Origin of the sequence: Streptomyces sp. URMC 127 (assembly GCF_051386535.1) — a bacterium.
In the GTDB taxonomy this organism is placed as follows: Bacteria; Actinomycetota; Actinomycetes; order Streptomycetales; family Streptomycetaceae; genus Streptomyces.
Map to the genome: position 1 here is coordinate 1 of NZ_JBPQTW010000142.1, position 17,404 is coordinate 17,404.

The following is a 17,404-nucleotide window of genomic DNA, read 5'->3' on the forward strand; positions in this document are numbered from 1 at the left end:
CTCGGTGTCGACGATGAGCAGCATGTGGGCGTCGCTGACGCCCTGCTGTCCCTCGGCGGCGCGGCGCAGCGGGCCGGGGCAGTCGGCGAGGCGGTCGAGCTGGTCGCGTACGTGGCGGACGGCCGCGCGGGTGTGGTTGAGGGCCCGGTCGTGCGCGGACGGCGAGGCCGGCCGCTCGGTGACGGGCACGCGGGAGAGGCGGGCGGCGGCGAGCGCGCGGTCGGCCGCCTCCCGCTCGGGCAGGGCGCCGCCGCCGGCCTCCAGGTGGTAGGCGGTGGCGCTGGCGTAGTCGGCGACGGCGGCGGCCGCCCGGGCGAGGACGGCGCGGTAGGGGACGGGGTCGGGCTCCGGCCACAGGAACCGCTCGGCCAGGACGGTCAGGAGGATGCCCGTGGTGAGGCCGGCGAGCCGGGAGCCGAGGGTGCCCGGCTCGTACGGCGGGAAGCAGGGCAGCACGTAGAACAGCTGGAAGGCCATGGCGAGGCCGGTCAGGCGCGGGCCGCCGACACCGCAGAAGGACACGGCGAAGCCGACGGCGAACATGCCCGCGGCCGCGGTCCACGGACTGGCGGCCAGCAGCGTGCCGGCGGTGACGAGGAGCCAGCTGACGGGCAGGGCGGCGAGCAGGGTGCGCGTCCGCTGCGGTGCTGGGCCGGGCACGCGGCAGAACATGGCCAGGGGAAGCGCCCCGAACATGGCGTACAGGGCCATGACGGAGTCACCGGTGACGTACCGGAAGACGTAGAAGCCCGGGCAGCCGGCCGCGACCACCCACAGGGCGCGGCGGGCCGCCTGCGGCACGCCGTCGTGCCGCAGGAGCCTGCGGACGGGCGTGCTCACGCCCGCGCCCACCGGGGCACCTTCGGGCCAATTGCGCTGATCATAGTGTTTCCTCACATTAAGTGAAGTACGGTCAGCTGCAAGGCGACACCCCGTCACGCGGCCGGACGGTCAGCACCGCAGCGGGTCCTTGATCACCGCCGTGGTGGGGCCGGTGTTGCGGCACAGGGAGTAGCCCTGGGCCCGGAGGTCGTCGACGATGCCCGGCAGGGCGTCCGGGAAGTTGGTGAACAGGTGCCCGAGGACCACGCCGCCGCGCTTGTCGGCGGCGGGGGCGTTGCGCACGCGCGCGCGGAGGGCGTCGGCGCCGGGGAAGCGGCCGTCCGCGACCTCCCAGTCGAGGGTGTCGAGGGTCCAGGTGCACACGCGGGCGCCGCGGGCGGCGGCGATCCGCTCCTCGCGCGGCCCGTAGTCCCCGTACGGGGGCCGGAACAGCGAGCTCTTGAGGCCGTCGCCGATCTCCTTGCGGGCGGCCTCCTCGGACAGGCCCGTCAAGTGCGGGTGCGACCAGGTGTGGTTGCCCACCCAGTGCCCCTGGCGGCGCAGGGTCCGGGTGATCTCCGGGTACTGCGAGGCGTACTCGTTGATGAGGAAGAACGCCGCGCGGACGCCGCGCTTGCGCAGGTACGCGCCCACGTCCGTCGCGCGCTCGGCGCGGTCGTAGGACCAGTCGTCGAGCGTGAGCAGCACCCGCCCGGAGGTGTTGCCGCATCTCTTACGGTCGTACGGAGCCGCGGATGCGGGGCGGTCGGCGTGGGCCGCGGACGCGGGCACGGGCGGGCTGCACAGCGTCAGGAGCAGTGAGGCCAGGGCCGCGACGAGGGGCGACCGCGTGCGCAAGGTGCGGAGCGCGGAGCACATACGGAGCACGGGGGACGCCTGGAGCACGGGGGACGTGTGGAACACGGGGGACTCCTCCCGGGAACACGGGGGCACGGTTGAGGTCTCAGATGATTCCGGCGCCTGCCCGAAGCCGCCAGCAGTGCGCCGCCTACGGAGTCACATGGCGGGAACAGTCGGCACAGCGGAACAGCGGGCACAGCGGACCAAGAGGCTGTGACACCTGACACACCGGCAACCGCCCGCGGCGCCCGCACACAGGACGAATGCGCGTGGGACAAGGCATCCTTGCCCGTACGGCATTGGAACGCCCGCGGTGGGGCGGCACAGGATGCGGACATGAACACCACCACGGATTCCCGCGGCGGCCTGCTGGCCGTCGTCAGCCAGACCGGACCGACCGTCGTCTTCTTCGACGCCGTCACGCACGAGAAGCTCGGCGAGGTCGAAGTCCCGCCGCAGCCGCACGAGTTGCTCTTCGACACGGACCGGCGGCTGCTGTACTGCACCAGCACCTACGTCTCCGGCTACTACCACGCCCACCAGGGCCGCGCCCGGCAGCTGACCGTCATCGACGCCGACGCCCGGAAGGTCGTCGACACCGTCGACCTCGGGCCCGACCACGGGCCGCACGGCCTCGCCCTGGACCGGGAGCGCTCCCGGCTGTACGTGAGCGTCGAGTCCACGGACGAGGAGACCGGCGGCGTCGTGATCCTGGACGCGGACACCCGGCGGCGCATCGGGCGGATCCCGGTGCACGCCGACGGCCCGCACTGGTTCGCGATCTCCCCGGACGGCCGCCGCGGCTGGTCCACCAACAAGGAGGCGGGCTTCGTCTCCGTCCTGGACCTGGAGCGGGAGGAGTTCGCCGGGCGCGTCCCCGTGCCGGGCAGCGAGGGGCTGGACGTCTCGCCCGACGGCGCGTACGTCTACGTCGCCGCCCCCAAGGGCGACTTCCGCCCCGAGCCGTCCGCGCCGCCCGGCGTCCGGGTGATCGAGGCCGCGACCGGGGAGGTGGTGCGCGTGCTGCCCACCGAGGGGCTGGTCTTCCCCGTGCACACCACGGCCGGCGGCCTGGTCCTCGCCGGCGAGCTCCGCATGGAGCGGGGCGAGGGCGGGGCGCTGGGCTCCCAGGGCGACGGCGTCCTCACCGTCTTCGCGCCCGGCTCCCACGAGGTCGTGGGGCAGGTGCCCGTCGGGAAGTTCCCGCTGACCATCACCTCGTCGCCGGACGGCCGGACGGGCTACGTCTCGGGCGTCATGTCCAGCACGGTGACCGTCGTGGACCTGGAGCGGATGGCCGTGACCGCCACCCTGGAGGTCGACCGGAAGGGTGAGGCGGGCGCACACGGGCTCGCGTACGTCCCCGCGGCCGGCTGACCCGCCCCTCCCCGCGGGCGGCCGGGCCCGGTCGCCCGCGGGGGCGGCGGCCGGGCCCGGCCGGGGAACGGGCACAATCGTGGGGTGAGCGGAAAAACCAGACACCACGCACCCCGGCCGGCCGTCACCGCCGCCTCCCCCTGCCCCTGCGGGCTCGACGCCTCCTACGGCGACTGCTGCGGCGCCCTGCACGACGGCCGGCGGGCGGCCTCGACGGCCGAACGGCTGATGCGCTCGCGCTACAGCGCCTTCGCCGTCCAGGACGCCGCGTACCTGCTGCGCACCTGGCACTCCTCCACCCGGCCCGGCAGCCTGGAGTTCGACCCCGGCATGCGGTGGACCGGGCTGGAGATCCTCGGCACGACCGACGGCACGCCGTTCCACCAGGAGGGCACGGTGGAGTTCCGCGCCCACTACACGGCGCACGGCCACGCGGACTCCCAGCACGAGAACAGCCGCTTCGTCCGCGAGGACGGCCGGTGGGTGTACGTGGCCGAGGCCTGAGCCAAGGTCTGAGCCGAGGTTTGAGCCGAGGTTTGAGCCGAGGTTTGAGCCGGGGCCCGAGCCCAGGCCCGAGCCGAGGCCCGGGGGCCCCGCGCCGCCCGCCGGCGCCGGGCTCAGCTCACCCGCACGGCTCCCGCCACGCGTCCAGTTCGAGCTTCTTGCGCATGGAGCTGAGGCCGAGCCGCTGCGCCGTCGCGCAGAACTCCTTCGGCTCCAGGGCGTACTCCACGTGGAAGACCGCCTTGCCGCTCTTCACGAACGGCGTCAGCTTCTCGCACTCCTCGAACTCGGCGCACTGCTCGTTCACCGCGAAGTCGAAGTCGCCCACGAGCGCGGGGATCTGGTCCAGGTCGTTCTTCAGGCCCACGGCCATGCCGCGGTCGTGGGCGAGCCGGGCCAGCATCCGGTTGAAGGCGAGCTGGTCCTCAGCGGACAGCGGGAAGCCGGTGCGGTTGCGGTACCCCTCCGTCAGATCCGGCTCGACGGCGTCGAAACCCTTCTCGCGGCACATGTCGAAGCGGGCCGCCATGATGGGCCGGAGCTCGTCCAGGCGGCGGATGTCCAGCCACTTCTCGCCCTTCCAGCCCTTGTTCCGCTCCCCCAGCAGCCGCTTGGGGAACGCCTTCTGGTCGGCGCGGAAGTCCTCCCACGCCCCGGCGTTGACGTAGCAGATCACCTTGGCGCCGCGGTCGTGCAGCTCCTTGACCGTACGGGCGGAGTTCTCGAAGCCGTCGATGTCGTAGACGGGAACGCCGACGCTCGTGTCGACCTTGCCGTCGAGCTGCCACTGCCAGCGCAGGCCGGGGCGCGGCTGCCAGTGGGGGCCGCCGGCCCGGCGGGCGTCTCCCGACGCCGCCGGTGCGGGAGGCGCGGGCCCGGTGCCGGAGGCCGCGGGGGCGGGTATGTCACCGTCGCCGTCATCCGGCCCGTCGCCGGACTCCGTGGCCGAGCAGCCGGCTGCGGCGGCGAATAGGAGCAGCGCGGCAAGAACGGCGTACGGCCGCTGCCGCCGGTTCACCACGCCCTCCGCGGGGCCCTGTCCGGCGCGGATCCGAATCCGCCCGCACCGGACAGGGCACCGGCCACCCCGAACGGGGTTCCGGACACCCCTGGCAGGATGCCGTCCGCTCCCGGCCGGGAACCGCCCGGCCGGATGCCGGAACCGTCCGCCCCGGGGAGAGGCCCGTGCTGCCCGGGCCGGGCGCCGGCCGGCCGCCCGAGCCGGGAGGTACCCGCTCCGGGCACAGCCTCGGCCGTGCCCGGCAGGACACCGCGCGCCCCCGGCCGCGAGCCGGGCTCGGAGGCGTCCGCCCCGGGCGGGGAGCCGTCCGCTCCGGACCGGGCCCCGGCCGCGGGGAGCGGCGCCCCGTCCAGCCACGGCAAACCGCGCCACGGATTCGCGCCCTCCCCCGGGACCGCGCAGTGCACCGCGGCGCCGCGGGTCTCCGCGGTGCGGGCCACCTGGTCCGCGGCGCCCGGTGGGACGGCGTAGACGAGGTGGCAGAAGCGCGAGGGCGGGTGGTCGGCGGTCCACGGGGGGACGCCGGCCCGCCGGTAGGCCTCCCAGGTGCCCTCGAAGGTCACGAGGAGGTCGGCGACGCGGGCGTAGCCGGGGTCGGGGTGGGTGCCGGGGTTGAGGACGGCCGTCCACGCGCCCAGCGCCTTGGCGAGCAGGACGAGCCGGCGGTAGTGGGGCAGCGGCGCGGCGTGCGCCGGGACCTGGTCGAGGAAGACGCCGTCGACGCCGTACCAGCGGCGGTGGCGGCGGATGTCCGCGACGACGGCGCGCGGCGCGCGGCGGCCGTAGCCGGTGTCGACGTAGCCCAGCAGCGGGACGCCCGCGGCGCGCAGGCGCTCCGCGGCGCCGGCGAAGGCGGGGTCGGGCCGCTGCCCGGGCCCGTCGGCGGCGTTGAGGACGACGCCGCGGACCCGCGGCCCGGCCGCGGCCAGGGCAGCCCACGCCGCGGGGTCGGCCGCGGGGTGGACGTACAGCGGGACGAGCAGCCGCCCGCTCGCCGGCGGCGGGCCCGCCGGGGTCATCGGGCGCACTCCTCGGGACGGCCCTGGACCTCGGTCCACAGGTCGGCGACGGAGGTGGCGAGGGAGCGGCGCGGCGTCCAGTCCAGGGCCTTGCGGGCCAGGGTGACGTCGGCCTGCTGCCAGGGCACGGCGGCGGAGCGGGAGGAGCCGGCGCCGTCCTCGTCGAGCTCGCCGCGGAAGCCCGCAGCGGCGATCAGGGCTTCGGCGACGGCGCGGACGGGGCGGGCCTCGCCGCGGGCGATGTTGAGGACGGGCGGCAGGGGCCCCGGTGCGGTGACGGCGAGCGCGACGGCGTCGGCCACGTCGCGGGCGTCGACGAAGTCGCGGTGGGCGGAGAGGTCGCCGACGCGGACCCGGCCGTCCTTACCGGCCTCGCGGAGCAGCCCGGCGAGCCGGCCGGGCAGCGAGGCGGCGGGCGCGCCGGGGCCGACGGGGTTGAACACCCGCAGCACTACGGCGTCGAGGCCGGAGCCGGTGACGGCGAGGGTGCCGGCCAGCTTGGCGGCGCCGTAGAGGCCGGCGGGGCGGGCGGCGTCGGTCTCCGTGAGGGGCCGGTCGGCGGGCCCGTACTCGGCGGCGGACCCCAGGTGGACGAGGCGGGCCTTCGGGGCGGCCTCGGCGAGCGCCGCGCACAGGGCCGCGGGGCCCAGGGCGTTGACGCCGGTGAGGTCGACCGCGCTGCCGCCCACGGCGCCCGCGCAGTTGACGACGGCGTGCGGTGCGGTCTTGCGCAGCGCGGAGGCGAGCCGCCGGGTGTCCGCGCGGGCCAGGTCTACGGGGAGGTCCGCGCGGGGGGACCGCCCTGCCTGGAGCACCTGCGCGCCCGGGAGGGCGCGCAGGCGCTCGGCGGCGTGCCGGCCCAGAAAACCGGTGCCGCCCAGGACGAGAATGCGCATGCCTGCTGTTCACGCTCCCTTGATCAGCATGTCGCGGTGCAGGGAGAACTCCCGGTTGGCGCGGTCGTAGTCGTCGGGCCGGCCGATGTCGAGCCAGTAGCCGTCGAACTCGTACGCGTGGGGCGGGGTCCGTGCCTCCAGCATGTCCAGGACCAGTTCGTCGAAGCCCAGCGGGAGGCCGGGGGTGTAGCGGGCGAGGGCGGTGCGCGAGACGCCGTAGACGCCCATGGAGACGCGGTAGTCCATTCTGGGTTTCTCGGCGAATCCGACGACCCTGCCGGACTCGGTGGTCAGCACGCCGAAGTCGATGCTCACCTGGCGGGCGTAGGTCGCGATGGTCAGCGGGGCTCCGGATGCCACGTGCGTACGGTACACATCGCCGAAGTCGAGGTCGGTCAGGATGTCGCCGTTCATGGCGAGGAAGTGCTCGGGCAGCCGGTCGAGCATGGTGAGGAGGGGGCCCATGGTGCCCAGGGGGCTCTCCTCGGTGGCGTAGTCGACGCGTATGCCCCACTGGGAGCCGTCGCCGACGTAGGCGCGGATGATGTGGCCGAGGTGGCCGATGGCGAGGGTGCAGCTGGTGAAGCCCGCGCTGACGAGCTGGCGCATCACGATCTCCAGGATCGCGTGCTCCTCCCCGATGGGGACGAGCGGCTTGGGCAGGGCGGTGGTGTAGGGCCGCAGCCGGACGCCTTTGCCTCCGGCAAGAATGACGACATGCATGGGTGCTGTTCCTCTCTGCGTGGGTGGCGGCGGGACGGGCGGCGAGCGGTGCCGCCGCGTCAGACGTTGTAGATGCCGGCCTTGTACCGGGCGAGGTTCAGCGGGTCGCGGAAGAAGGCGACCGTGCGGGCGAGCCCCTGTTCCAGGGTGTGGGCGGGGGCCCAGCCGGTCGCGGCGCGCAGCCGGGTCGCGTCGCAGACGAGGCGCATGACCTCGGAGGCGGCGGGCCGGATGCGCTCCTCGTCGGCGCGGACCTCCAGCTCGGTGTCCATGATCTTGCCGATGAGGGAGACGAGGTCGCCGACGGAGATCTCTTCGCCGGTGCCGGAGTTGAAGGTGCGTCCGACGACGTCGGCGGCGGGGGCGGTGCCGACGGCGAGGAAGGCGGCGACGGTGTCCTTGACGTAGCTGAAGTCGCGGGTGGGGCGCAGGTCCCCGAGGGTGATGGTGCGCTGCCCCGCGGCGACCTGGCCGATGACGGTGGGGATGACGGCGCGCATGGACTGGCGCGGCCCGAAGGTGTTGAAGGGGCGCAGGGTGACGACGGGCACGTCGAAGCTGGCGTGGTAGCTGTCGGCGAGGCGGTCGCCGCCGGCCTTGGAGGCGGCGTACGGCGACTGGGTGTTGATGGGGTGGTCCTCGCTGATGGGCACGGTCTGCGCGGTGCCGTAGGTCTCGCTGGTGGAGGTGTGGACCAGACGCGGGATGCCGAGGTGGCGCACGGCTTCGAGCACGTTGAGGGTGCCGGTGACGTTGGTCTCCACGTAACTGTGCGGGGCGCGGTACGAGTACGGGATCGCGATGAGGGCGGCCAGGTGGTAGACGGCCTCGGTGCCGGTGACGAGACCCTGGACGGAGCCGGGGTCGCGCACGTCGCCGAGGACGACCTCCACGTTCTCCATCACCTCGTCGGCGACGGTCTCCAGCCACCCGTAGGAGGAGAAGGAGTTGTACTGCACCATCGCGCGGACCCGGTGGCCGGCGGCGACGAGCGCCTCCACCAGGTGCGAGCCGATGAATCCTTCCGCGCCGGTGACGGCGACGGGTGCGGGTGCGGACATGACGGATGTCTCCCTTGCGTGAGCGGAACGCGGCGGGCGCCGCGGTGGAGCGGGGACGTGCGGAGCGGCGGTACGGGACCGTGGCGGTGCGTCAGCGGTGCGTGGTGATCCGGCTGAGCAGGGCGGTGGCGGCGGCGAGCAGGCCCGCTGCCGCCGCCGTACAGACGGCGAGCTGGGTGGCGACGGGGGCGGAGAGCCGCAGGGCGAGCGCGGCCGACTCGGCGCCGGCCGCGCCGAGGCAGAGCAGGGCCGGGAGCCAGGCGACGCCGAAGGCCTGGAGGAGCAGCCCGGTCCACAGGACGGCGCCGAGGGCGAGCAGGGCGGCCGTGCGGGCGGCGGTGACCGGCGGGCCGCCGGGCCACAGGGCGCCGGCGGTCAGGGCGAGCACCGCGAGCGCCGCGAGGTAGGCGGCGACGCACAGGCCCAGGATGCGTGCCGCGCCGATTTTCATACCGGCGGTGGTGGTGGAGCGGGCGAGGGCGGCGAGGGCCGTGCCACGGCAGCGGTAGAGCAGCCATTCCGCGACGCCCATGCTGAGGGTGAGCGCGATGACGGCGGCTCCGGCGGTGCTCGCGCCGGGCGTGCGGCGCAGGACGTCGCCGAGGGCGGCGAGGGTCGTCAGCACGCCGCAGCCCAGGCCGAACAGGCCGTACGGGACGGACGCGAGCGGCGACAGGGCGGGCTGTTCAGGCGGCTTGCCCTCGCGGCGGGCGCGCAGAATCTCGTACGCGGCCGTGCCGGCCACACCGCCGGCCGTGGCGAGGAGCAGTGCGGTGCGCAGGGCGCCGGGCGGCTGGACGACGAGGAGGGCCGCTCCCCCGGCGGCGGTGGGCGCCAGCGTGAGGAGGAGCAGCTTCTCCCGGCCGAGGACCAGCAGCACCGTGGCGGCGGCGAGGTAGAGCGCCTGTCCCGCCGCGAAGGCGGTGACCCCGGCCAGGCCGGGCAGTACGGCGGCCGCCGCCGCGGCGAGGAGGGCGCCGAGCGGGGCGCCCCACTGCAGGCAGCGGGCCGCCGCGGCGCGGCCGCCCGTCGCCAGCCGCAGGTAGGCGCGGTGGGCGAGGGCCTGGTTCCACGCCCAGGCCACCAGCGCGGAGACGACGAGGCCGGCGGTGCCCTGCGGCAGGCCGTATCCGTCGCGGGCACCGGCCATGAGGGGCGCGGCCAGCGAGTAGCCGAAGCCGGGCAGGGTGAAGACCAGGGCCCGCAGGACGAACCGCCCCGGGCGCACCTTCCAGGGGTCCGGGCGGGGCCCGGGCTCGGGGTGGCTGCGGGGCACGCGCGCGTACAGCTCCGCGGCGAGCTCGAAGGCGTCGGCGCGGCCGTAGCGTTCGGTGATCTGCTCGCCCGTGAGGCCGTCGGCCTCCAGGACGGCCGCGATCTCGTCGGGGTGGACGGCCGCGGCGCACACCTCGGCCAGCTCCTCGGCGAGCGCGTCGACCGGGTCGGCCGCCCAGCGGGGCCGCGGCCGGGACCGCACCGGTGCGGGTGCGGCCGCCAGGTCGTGGGCGGGCTCGGGCTCGCCGGGCACGAGGCGCAGTAAACCGCTCATCCCGCACCGCCCGCGGCCAGGGCCATGACGGGTCTCTCGGCGTCCGCGACGAGCCGGTCCGGCTGCGCCGGCGTGCGCCGGGGACGTTCGAAGGGACCGGAGCGGCGGGTGCCGGCGAGGTCGTGGTAGATGTCGCGGAAGGCGTCGATGGTCTGCCGGAGGGTGAACTGCTCGATGACCCTCAGGCGGGCCCGCTCCCCCATGTCGGCGCGGAGCGCGGGGTCGTGCAGGAGCTTCAGGGCGGCGCGGGCCATGGCCTCGGGGTCGCGGGGCGGGACGACGAGACCGGTGTCGCCGACGGCCTCGCTGACGCCGCCGACGTCCGTGGAGACGGTGGCCCGCCCGCACGACATGGCCTCGATGAGGGTGAAGGGGAAGCCTTCGCTGATGCTGGAGAGCATCACCACGTTGCCGGCGGCGTAGGCGTCGCGGATGTCGTCGACGCGCCCCTCGAAGACGACGGCCTCGCCGGCGCCGAGCTCCGCGGCGAGCTTCTCGCAGGCGGTGCGGTAGCCCTCGCCGCCGCGCGGCGTGCCGCCGAAGAGCCGCAGGCGGGCTTCGGGTATCTCCTCGCGGACGAGGGCGAAGGCGCGGATCAGCGTCTCCAGGCCCTTGATGGGGTCGACGCGCCCGGCCCAGCTGAGCGTCGGCCGCTCCGGCTCGGGCCCGGCGGGCGGGAACGCCGCCGGGTCGACGCCGTTGTAGACGGTGCGGATGCGGTCCGGCGGGGTGCCGCCGTGCTCCTCCCAGCGCCGGTTGTAGCGGTTGCCGGGGGTGACCAGGGAGGCGCACCGGTAGCTCTCCACGGCGAGCAGCCGGAACAGGCCCAGCATCAGGGCCTTGACGGGCCACCGGTAGGACTCGGCGCGGAAGCTCAGGTAGCGCTCGCGGAGGTAGATGCCGTGCTCGGTGAGGAGGAACGGCGTGCCGTGCCGGTGGTGGGCGATCAGGCCGGGCAGCGTCGCGAGCCCTCCGCTGACGGCGTGGGTGACGCCTTCGGCGGGCGGGGTCGCCGCGAGAGGGCGCAGCGCGTGCTCCAGCAGGTCGGTGGCGAGCAGGGCGTCGTGCAGGGTGGGCCGGGCGGCCGCCGTGTGCAGGTGCGGGCGGTTCCAGACGCGCACGAGGGTGCGGGCCGCCGCCTCGCCGCGCAGGGCGGCCGAGAGGGTGCCGGAGGCGGCGTGGTCGGCGAGGCGGTAGAAGGTGCGGGCGAAGTGCCGTTCCTGCGCGGGGTCCAGGAGGGAGAGCAGGAACTGTTCGTAGGCGGTGAGGAAGGAGCGCAGGTCCCGGCCGCGCGGTGCGCGCCCGGGGGGCGGCGGTCCCCACAGGGGGTGGCTCTCCACCCCCCGGACGTGGCGCGGCAGTTCCCAGGCGAGCGGTTCGCGGCCGGTGCCGGTCACCGCTATCACCCGGAAGTCGACGTCGGGCATGCCCTGGACGAGCTGGTCGCACCACACGCTCACTCCGCCATGGCTGTGCGGGTACGTCCCTTCGGTGAGCAGCGTCACCGCGGGGGAGTCGGATGCCGTTTCGGCAGGCGGTCCGTGCATAGAACTCGGTTCTCTCCAGTGTCGGCGGTGCATGGGGTGGTGCGGCACGGAGTGATGGCGGGGGCCCCGTCAGCGCCGGGCGGCGTCGGCGGGGCCGTACGGGACGCGGCTGCCGACGCCCTCGGTCACCGGGAGGCCGGTGCGGGCCGGGGGCACGGTGCGTGCGGTGGCGGAGGCCGAGGCGCGGGCGGCCGGGGTGCTGCTCGCGGGCAGGGTGAGGTCGAGCCGGGTCTGGCCGGCTGCCGGGGCGGCCCAGCCGGAGCGCAGACCGGCGTAGGCGTCGCCGAAGACGGCGCCGGTGTCGCTGCGGACGGTGCCGCCGGGCAGGGTGGCGCTGATCTGCGTGCCGGCGGGTGCGGAGACGGTGACGGCGCTGCCGATGCGGTAGGCGGTGACCTTGCCGGCGGCGAGCGCGGCGCTCCAGGCGGCCCGCTTGCTCATCTCCGCGCCGATGTCGCGCATGCGGAGGTTGACCAGCGGGGTGTTGTCGGCGTAGAGGCCGGAGTAGTCGCCGAGGACCTTCTCCAGGACGGTGTAGCCGATGCGCTCCTCGGCGAGGTTGGACTGGTGCATGAAGTGCGGCCGCGGGTCGTTGGCCAGGACGTGACCCATGGCGATGCGGGCTTCGAGGGGCACGATGTACGACGCGAAGCCGGTCCTGACGTCCAGCGGGGCCTTCAGGCAGGTGGTCGTCGTGGAGTTCTCGCAGATGCCGCTGCCGCCGTCGGCCTTCTTCGTGTACAGCCAGTTGTACTCGTCGGTCTGCTCGGTGGCCTTGCCGACGTTGTAGTAGACGTTCATCGGGTAGCGCGGGACGGTGAGGGCGGGGCCGACCTGGCGCTGCTGGGGCTCGCGCGAGTTGTCGCTGGCGATCCAGCCGACGCCGTACTGGGTGAGGGACGGGGCGAGTTCGGGGTTGTCCTTGGGCTGCTGGGGCGTGGTCTTCAGGCCGGAGTGCTCGCCGGTCACCAGCTCGTCCTTGTCGAGGGTGAAGCCCTGGCGCGCCGCCCAGTTCAGGTTGTTGCCGATCTCGCCGCTGATGGTCGCGCGGCTGACCCAGCGAACGTTGCCCAGGAGGTCGGTGGCGCACTTCCAGGGGACGACGGTGGTGTTCTGCACGCACCCCAGGAAGGCGTGGGTGTAGGTGTGGTTGATCCAGCGGAAGGACTTCTGGTCGGCGCGCAGCTGGTCGAGCAGCGGGTCGTACGTCCCGCCGTGCTCGGCCTTGAACTCCTCGCTGCCGACGCCGTTGTAGGCCAGGTCGAGCGGGAGGTTGTGGCTCTGCGACCACTGCTTGGCGTACTGGGCGTCGGCCGCCGTCATGCGGATCGGCGGGCTGTCGGGGCTGGGGTTGCCGGGGCAGTCGACGTCGCCGGGGGTGCACTTGCGCTTGGTGTCCCAGCGGTCGTCGGAGGCGAAGACGTCGTCGACGTGCACCCCGAAGTAGTTGCGGGAGGCGCCCAGGTGGATGCCCTGGGTCAGCCACTCCACGATGCCGCGGGAGACCAGCCGGAACTGGCTCTGGTACTGGTTGGCGATGAACGTGACGACCAGTTCGCTGCGGCCGTCGTGGGTGTACTGGCCGATCAGCGAGCCGCGCGCCGTGCTGCCGGGGATGGGCGCGTCGAGATAGCTGGTGTAAGTCGCACCCTGCTCCTGCTGCGCGAGGGGCGCGGCGAGATAGCCGTAGCTCTCGTTGACGGTGGTGTCGTTGTCCTCGAAGGGAACGTTTTTCTTGAGGTAGCCGAAGGGGCCCGTGGCGCCGTCCGCCGTCACCTGTGCGCTCTTCCCGTCCAGGGGGCCGCTGTACCCTCCCCCGTCCTGCGGGCTGTTGAGCCCGACCTTGGGGCTCGCGTACGTGTAGGCGTCGACCTGGCGTATGCCGAAGCGCTTCTCGTACGCGGCGAGGGCGGCCATCTCCGGCGAGTCCGCCCCGAACGGGTTCTCGTTCGGCAGCACGACGCCCTGGAACCTGGCCCGGGGTCTGCCGTCCACGGTGTCGCTGAGGAACGCCTCGTCGATGCGCTGCCGGCTGCTGCTGGTCAGGTCGATCTTGGTGTACGGCGTGCCGGCGCCGTCGAGCTCGGCGCGCAGCGCCTCCGTGGCGGGCCCGCCGTCGTCCACGAGGAGGACCCGCAGGTCGATCCTCGGCGCCGGGTCGGCGGCACGGGCGGCACCCGCCGGAGCGGCGACGGCGAGCAGAGCGGCCGCGGACAGCACCGCGGCAAGACGGGTCGGACGACCCATAGGATTCTCCCCCCAGGACGGCGGCGCACACGGCGCGGCCCTCCGGTCCAAAGACACGTGCGCGCAGCGCCGACGGCGCCCGCACATCGAATCGGTCCCCAATTGATCCCCACTGGCACGGCCCCACGGCGGTCGTGCCTCCCCACCCGACCGCCTGCCGGATCCCCCCACGGCCACCGGACACCGATGCCCGTGGCCGAGCCGCACGGCCGGAGCCGGACCGCACGGCGTAGCGCGGGCGCCGGGCACACGGGTGCCACGGCATCGAGAGGCACTTGCGTCTCTCAACAGTCTCTCGACCGCCCAGGCATATAGTGCGCCATGCCCGGGGGTCTCGCTGGCTCACTGGCCAGGAGCGGGGGCGAACTCTTCGCCTCGTGGCCGGAATTGGCCGCCCGGCGGTCAACCGGCGCGGGGCGCCCGGCACGGCGGCGCCGCTCCGGCCGCGCGGCGGTGACCTGTGGCAACATGGGTGCGCGCCGCGGGCTCCCCGGCGCGCGCTCCCCGGCGCCCCACGGGTCCCGTGAGCGCAGGACCGCCCCGAGATCGGCCTGATGAAGGCCGTCTGATTTTTCGCCTTTGTCGTGCGATCAGCACCTACATCCCCCGGCCGTCGCCGCCGGTGATCTCACGACGGGGAACGGCCCTCAGGACCCGGACGCAACCGGAAGCAAATCCTCGCCCTCTAAGTAGAGTTGCCCTCGTTCCGCTTGGCGATCTCCCCTCCGCTTTTCCCCGCCGGCCGCCTCCCCTTCTTCCCCGGGCCGGGGTGCACGAGGCAGGGTGGAGGCATGAGGCTCTTGATACTGGGCGGCACGGAGTTCGCCGGCCGGGCCGTCGCGGAGGCGGCGCTGGCCCGCGGCTGGCAGGTGACGGTCTTCCACCGGGGCGAACACGCCCCGCCCGAGGGGACGGTGGCCCTGCACGGCGATCGCACCGCGCCGGACGGCCTGCGCACGCTCGGCCGCGGCGAGTGGGACGCCGTCGTCGACACCTGGTCGTGGGCGCCGTCCGCCGTGCGGGACGCGGCCCGGCTGCTGGCCGGCCGTGCCGGGCGGTACGCCTACGTCTCCAGCGGCTCGGTGTACCGCTACCCCTCCCCCGCCGGCCACGACGAGGACTGGCCCGTCGTGGAAGGCTCGCCCGACGCCGGCGAGGTGGAGTACGCCCAGGCCAAGCGCGGCGGCGAGCTGGCCGCTCTCGGCGCCTTCGGCGACCGGGCGCTGCTCGTGCGCTCCGGTCTGATCCTGGGTCCCGGCGAGAACCTCGGCCGGCTGCCGTGGTGGCTGGAGCGGATCGCCCGCGGCGGCCCCGTCCTGGCCCCCGGCCCCCGCGACCTCGGTCTGCAGTTCGTCGACGTGCGCGACCTCGCCTCCTGGACCCTCGACGCGCTCGCCGCCGGGCTCGGCGGGCCGTACAACGTGGTGAGCCCGCCCGGCCACACCACCACGGGCGAGCTGCTGGAGGCGTGCGTCCGGGCGACCGGATCCGGCGCCGAGTTGCGCTGGACCGATCCCGGGCGGATCCTCGCCGCGGGGATCCGGCCGTGGACCGACCTGCCGGTGTGGGTGCCGCCCGGCGAGCTCTACGACGTCCTGCACATGGGGGACAGCTCCAAGGCCGTCGCGGCCGGGCTGCGCTGCCGGCCCGCGGCCGAGACGGTGGCGGACACGTGGGCCTGGCTCCGGCGGATCGGGGGCCGGGCGCCGCAGCGGCCTGACAGGCCGCCGCTCGGGCTGGACCCCGCGCGCGAGGCGGAGGTGCTGGGACGCTCTGCGAGCACGGACCGCAATGTCAATATAAAGTGAAAAACCGAAATAAAAGCGATCCGACTCAACCCCGACCGCTCCAACTCCCCTCTCTCCTGGAGACCGCCCTCCAAGAGGAGTGACTGCCGTGGGCCTGACGTCCCAGACGTTCCAGCTCGTCCTCGTGCTCATCGCCGTCGCGGTGTGCGTGCTCGTCCTGTGGCTGTGGCCACGCGCCGCGCGGAAGGGCCCGCTCGCGGTGGCCGGGCGCATCGGGCTGCTCGTCCTGACGCAGGTCAGCATCCTGGCGGTGCTGCTCGTCGCCGCGAACAAGGAGTTCGGCTTCTACTCCACCTGGAACGAGCTCCTCGGCCGCGCGTCGAGCAGACAGGTCGTGCAGCCGGGGACGGAGGCCGGCAAGCGGCCGCCCGCGCTCGTCGTGCAGGGGCAGGAGTCCATCGGCCTCAAGGGCGCCCGCGAGAAGGCCGGGCAGGTGGACCGCATCGAGATCCACGGGCCGGTGACGGGGCTGAGCATGGACGGCTACGCCTATCTGCCGCCGGAGTACTTCCAGAAGGAGCACGAGAAGGAGAAGTTCCCGGTGGTGGTGGCCATCACGGGCCAGCCGGGCGTCTCCAAGAACCTCATCACCCAGCTCAAGGTCCCGCAGGCCGCCTCGTCCGCCGTCATGAAGAAGGAGATCCGGCCGACGATCTACGTGCTGGTGCGGCCCTCGGTGGTCGCCGACCGCGACACCAACTGCACGGACGTGCCCGGCGGTCCGCAGGCCCTCGCCTTCTTCCTCCAGGACCTTCCCCTGGCCGTGACCGACGTGTACCGCGCCGACGGCTCCCCCGGCAGCTGGGGCGCCGTCGGCAACTCCACGGGCGGCTACTGCGCGCTGAAGCTCGCGATGGCCGACCCCGTGCGCTACGGCGCGGCGGCCGGCCTCTCCGCCGACTACTTCGCCCGGCAGGACGGCAAGACGGGCGACCTGTACGCCGGCAGCAAGGCGTACAAGAACGAGAGCGACCTGACGTGGCGCCTGGAGCACATGCCCCCGCCGCCGGTCTCGCTCCTCGTGGCCACCAGTAAGAACGAGGAGAACTACGAGCCCACCCTGAAGTTCGCGCAGAAGGCCCGGCCGCCGCTCAAGGTCGACAAACTCGTCCGCGACGAGGGCGGGCACAACTTCCAGACCTGGCGCGAGGAGTACCCGGTGGTCCTCAGGTGGCTGGACAAGGAGCTCAAGGAGCGGGCGGCCCGCAACGGCGGTCAGTAGCACCGCAGCCCGCCGGCCCGGCTGCCCGCCCCGCTCACACCGGCTCCTGGAGTCGAACGTTCCAGTTCCGTACCAGAGCTTCCGTGCGCCCTGCTCACGGCTTGTCGGTGTGCAGATAATAGGGGCCGCGTTCCGGCGGCCTGCCCCTGCGGGCCGGCCCCGCCGGAGCGCTCCGTACGTGCAAGAACCCGGGAACACCGATGGGGGCGTCAATGAACGCTGAGCTGATGGACGACGAGCGGCAGGCGGGCGCGGCGGTATCCGCCGGACGGCGGCGGTGGCAGCGGGCCCGCCGGGCGGCCGTCGTCGCGGCGCTCGCGCTGGGCGCTTCCCTGCTGGTCTCCCCGGCCTCGGCCCAGGGATCGGCGGAGGCCCGGCCGGCCGTCGTGACGCCCGCGGCCGAGGGTCAGGCCGGGGCGGGCGCGGCCGAGGGCACCGCGCAGGCGGGCACCGCGCAGGCGGGGGCCGCGAACGCGCTCCAGGCCTCGCACGGCCACCACCGGTCCCCGAAGGACCACGTGACGACGGCGGCGAAGAAGCCGAAGAAGGAGAAGAAAAAGAAGAAGGGCTTCTTCAAGAAGCTGGGCATCTTCCTGATCATCGTGCTGATCCTGGTCGTGCTCTTCGTGATCGCGCTGATCGTCCTCGCGATCCACTTCATCCGGAAGGCCCTCCGGCGCCGCCGTTCTTAAGGCGCGCGCCGCTGAGCGGGCAGGGGGTGGGGGGGGGGGGGGGGGGGGGGGGGGG

14 protein-coding genes and 1 pseudogene are annotated in these 17,404 nt (G+C 74.2%); 5 read left to right on the forward strand and 10 right to left on the reverse strand.

The window, feature by feature from the left end; genetic code table 11:
- Both ACSNOH_RS24105 and ACSNOH_RS24110 read right to left on the reverse strand, forming a co-directional pair.
- Nucleotides 1-852 (reverse strand): annotated as a pseudogene (locus ACSNOH_RS24105) (hypothetical protein); the annotation flags it as partial.
- Between the two features lie 99 nt (nt 853-951).
- A complete protein-coding gene (locus tag ACSNOH_RS24110; protein ID WP_436723517.1) occupies nt 952-1,746 on the reverse strand; it encodes a polysaccharide deacetylase family protein in 795 nt (264 codons plus the stop codon).
- A gap of 273 nt (nt 1,747-2,019) precedes the next feature.
- Here ACSNOH_RS24110 and ACSNOH_RS24115 point away from each other — a divergent pair, with 273 nt between their 5' ends.
- Together ACSNOH_RS24115 and ACSNOH_RS24120 are read left to right on the forward strand one after the other, a co-directional pair.
- On the forward strand, nt 2,020-3,060 hold the full coding sequence (locus ACSNOH_RS24115; RefSeq protein WP_436723518.1) for a YncE family protein: 1,041 nt from the start codon (nt 2,020-2,022) through the stop codon (nt 3,058-3,060).
- Between the two features lie 84 nt (nt 3,061-3,144).
- A complete protein-coding gene (locus ACSNOH_RS24120) occupies nt 3,145-3,564 on the forward strand; it encodes a YchJ family protein (RefSeq protein WP_436723519.1) in 420 nt (139 codons plus the stop codon).
- Nucleotides 3,565-3,682: 118 nt separating this feature from the next.
- Here ACSNOH_RS24120 and ACSNOH_RS24125 read toward each other — a convergent pair whose 3' ends face one another.
- From ACSNOH_RS24125 to ACSNOH_RS24160, 8 genes are all read right to left on the reverse strand, one after another.
- The gene (locus tag ACSNOH_RS24125) at nt 3,683-4,582 is read right to left on the reverse strand and encodes an endo alpha-1,4 polygalactosaminidase (RefSeq protein WP_436723520.1); all 900 of its coding nucleotides are present in this window, start codon (nt 4,580-4,582) and stop codon (nt 3,683-3,685) included.
- Complete coding sequence (locus tag ACSNOH_RS24130; protein WP_436723521.1) at nt 4,579-5,604, reverse strand: spherulation-specific family 4 protein; 1,026 nt, start codon at nt 5,602-5,604, stop codon at nt 4,579-4,581. The genes ACSNOH_RS24125 and ACSNOH_RS24130 overlap by 4 nt, the downstream gene beginning before the upstream one ends.
- Nucleotides 5,601-6,500 (reverse strand): NAD-dependent epimerase/dehydratase family protein, encoded by a 900-nt coding sequence (locus ACSNOH_RS24135; RefSeq protein ID WP_436723522.1) that lies wholly within the window; start codon nt 6,498-6,500, stop codon nt 5,601-5,603. Before ACSNOH_RS24135 ends, ACSNOH_RS24130 begins: the two co-directional genes overlap by 4 nt.
- 9 nt (nt 6,501-6,509) lie before the next feature.
- Nucleotides 6,510-7,223, reverse strand: a complete 714-nt coding sequence (locus tag ACSNOH_RS24140; RefSeq protein ID WP_436723523.1) for a nucleotidyltransferase family protein — start codon at nt 7,221-7,223, stop codon at nt 6,510-6,512.
- 59 nt (nt 7,224-7,282) lie between these two features.
- Nucleotides 7,283-8,284, reverse strand: coding sequence for an SDR family NAD(P)-dependent oxidoreductase (locus tag ACSNOH_RS24145; RefSeq protein ID WP_436723524.1), 1,002 nt, complete (start codon nt 8,282-8,284; stop codon nt 7,283-7,285).
- A gap of 91 nt (nt 8,285-8,375) precedes the next feature.
- The gene (locus tag ACSNOH_RS24150) at nt 8,376-9,833 is read right to left on the reverse strand and encodes a hypothetical protein (protein ID WP_436723525.1); all 1,458 of its coding nucleotides are present in this window, start codon (nt 9,831-9,833) and stop codon (nt 8,376-8,378) included.
- Nucleotides 9,830-11,380 (reverse strand): GT4 family glycosyltransferase PelF, encoded by a 1,551-nt coding sequence (pelF, locus tag ACSNOH_RS24155; RefSeq protein WP_436723526.1) that lies wholly within the window; start codon nt 11,378-11,380, stop codon nt 9,830-9,832. Before pelF ends, ACSNOH_RS24150 begins: the two co-directional genes overlap by 4 nt.
- Before the next feature lie 69 nt (nt 11,381-11,449).
- Nucleotides 11,450-13,627, reverse strand: a complete 2,178-nt coding sequence (locus ACSNOH_RS24160; RefSeq protein ID WP_436723527.1) for a hypothetical protein — start codon at nt 13,625-13,627, stop codon at nt 11,450-11,452.
- Nucleotides 13,628-14,418: 791 nt separating this feature from the next.
- On the opposite strand from ACSNOH_RS24160, the gene ACSNOH_RS24165 reads away from it, so the two are divergent.
- From ACSNOH_RS24165 to ACSNOH_RS24175, 3 genes are all read left to right on the forward strand, one after another.
- Nucleotides 14,419-15,435, forward strand: coding sequence for an NAD-dependent epimerase/dehydratase family protein (locus ACSNOH_RS24165; protein WP_436723528.1), 1,017 nt, complete (start codon nt 14,419-14,421; stop codon nt 15,433-15,435).
- Nucleotides 15,436-15,523: 88 nt separating this feature from the next.
- Nucleotides 15,524-16,657, forward strand: a complete 1,134-nt coding sequence (locus tag ACSNOH_RS24170; protein WP_436723529.1) for an alpha/beta hydrolase — start codon at nt 15,524-15,526, stop codon at nt 16,655-16,657.
- Nucleotides 16,658-16,869: 212 nt separating this feature from the next.
- Nucleotides 16,870-17,349, forward strand: coding sequence for a hypothetical protein (locus ACSNOH_RS24175; protein WP_436723530.1), 480 nt, complete (start codon nt 16,870-16,872; stop codon nt 17,347-17,349).
- Nucleotides 17,350-17,404: the final 55 nt, after the last annotated feature.

What these genes read in the sequence shown, in the direction of transcription:
- ACSNOH_RS24115 (WP_436723518.1), top strand. Translation starts at nt 2,020, where the DNA reads ATGAACACCACCACGGATTCCCGCGGCGGCCTGCTGGCCGTCGTCAGC.
- ACSNOH_RS24130 (WP_436723521.1), bottom strand. Translation starts at nt 5,604, where the DNA reads ATGACCCCGGCGGGCCCGCCGCCGGCGAGCGGGCGGCTGCTCGTCCCG.
- ACSNOH_RS24135 (WP_436723522.1), bottom strand. Translation starts at nt 6,500, where the DNA reads ATGCGCATTCTCGTCCTGGGCGGCACCGGTTTTCTGGGCCGGCACGCC.
- ACSNOH_RS24140 (WP_436723523.1), bottom strand. Translation starts at nt 7,223, where the DNA reads ATGCATGTCGTCATTCTTGCCGGAGGCAAAGGCGTCCGGCTGCGGCCC.
- ACSNOH_RS24145 (WP_436723524.1), bottom strand. Translation starts at nt 8,284, where the DNA reads ATGTCCGCACCCGCACCCGTCGCCGTCACCGGCGCGGAAGGATTCATC.
- ACSNOH_RS24150 (WP_436723525.1), bottom strand. Translation starts at nt 9,833, where the DNA reads ATGAGCGGTTTACTGCGCCTCGTGCCCGGCGAGCCCGAGCCCGCCCAC.
- pelF (WP_436723526.1), bottom strand. Translation starts at nt 11,380, where the DNA reads ATGCACGGACCGCCTGCCGAAACGGCATCCGACTCCCCCGCGGTGACG.
- ACSNOH_RS24160 (WP_436723527.1), bottom strand. Translation starts at nt 13,627, where the DNA reads ATGGGTCGTCCGACCCGTCTTGCCGCGGTGCTGTCCGCGGCCGCTCTG.
- ACSNOH_RS24165 (WP_436723528.1), top strand. Translation starts at nt 14,419, where the DNA reads ATGAGGCTCTTGATACTGGGCGGCACGGAGTTCGCCGGCCGGGCCGTC.
- ACSNOH_RS24175 (WP_436723530.1), top strand. Translation starts at nt 16,870, where the DNA reads ATGAACGCTGAGCTGATGGACGACGAGCGGCAGGCGGGCGCGGCGGTA.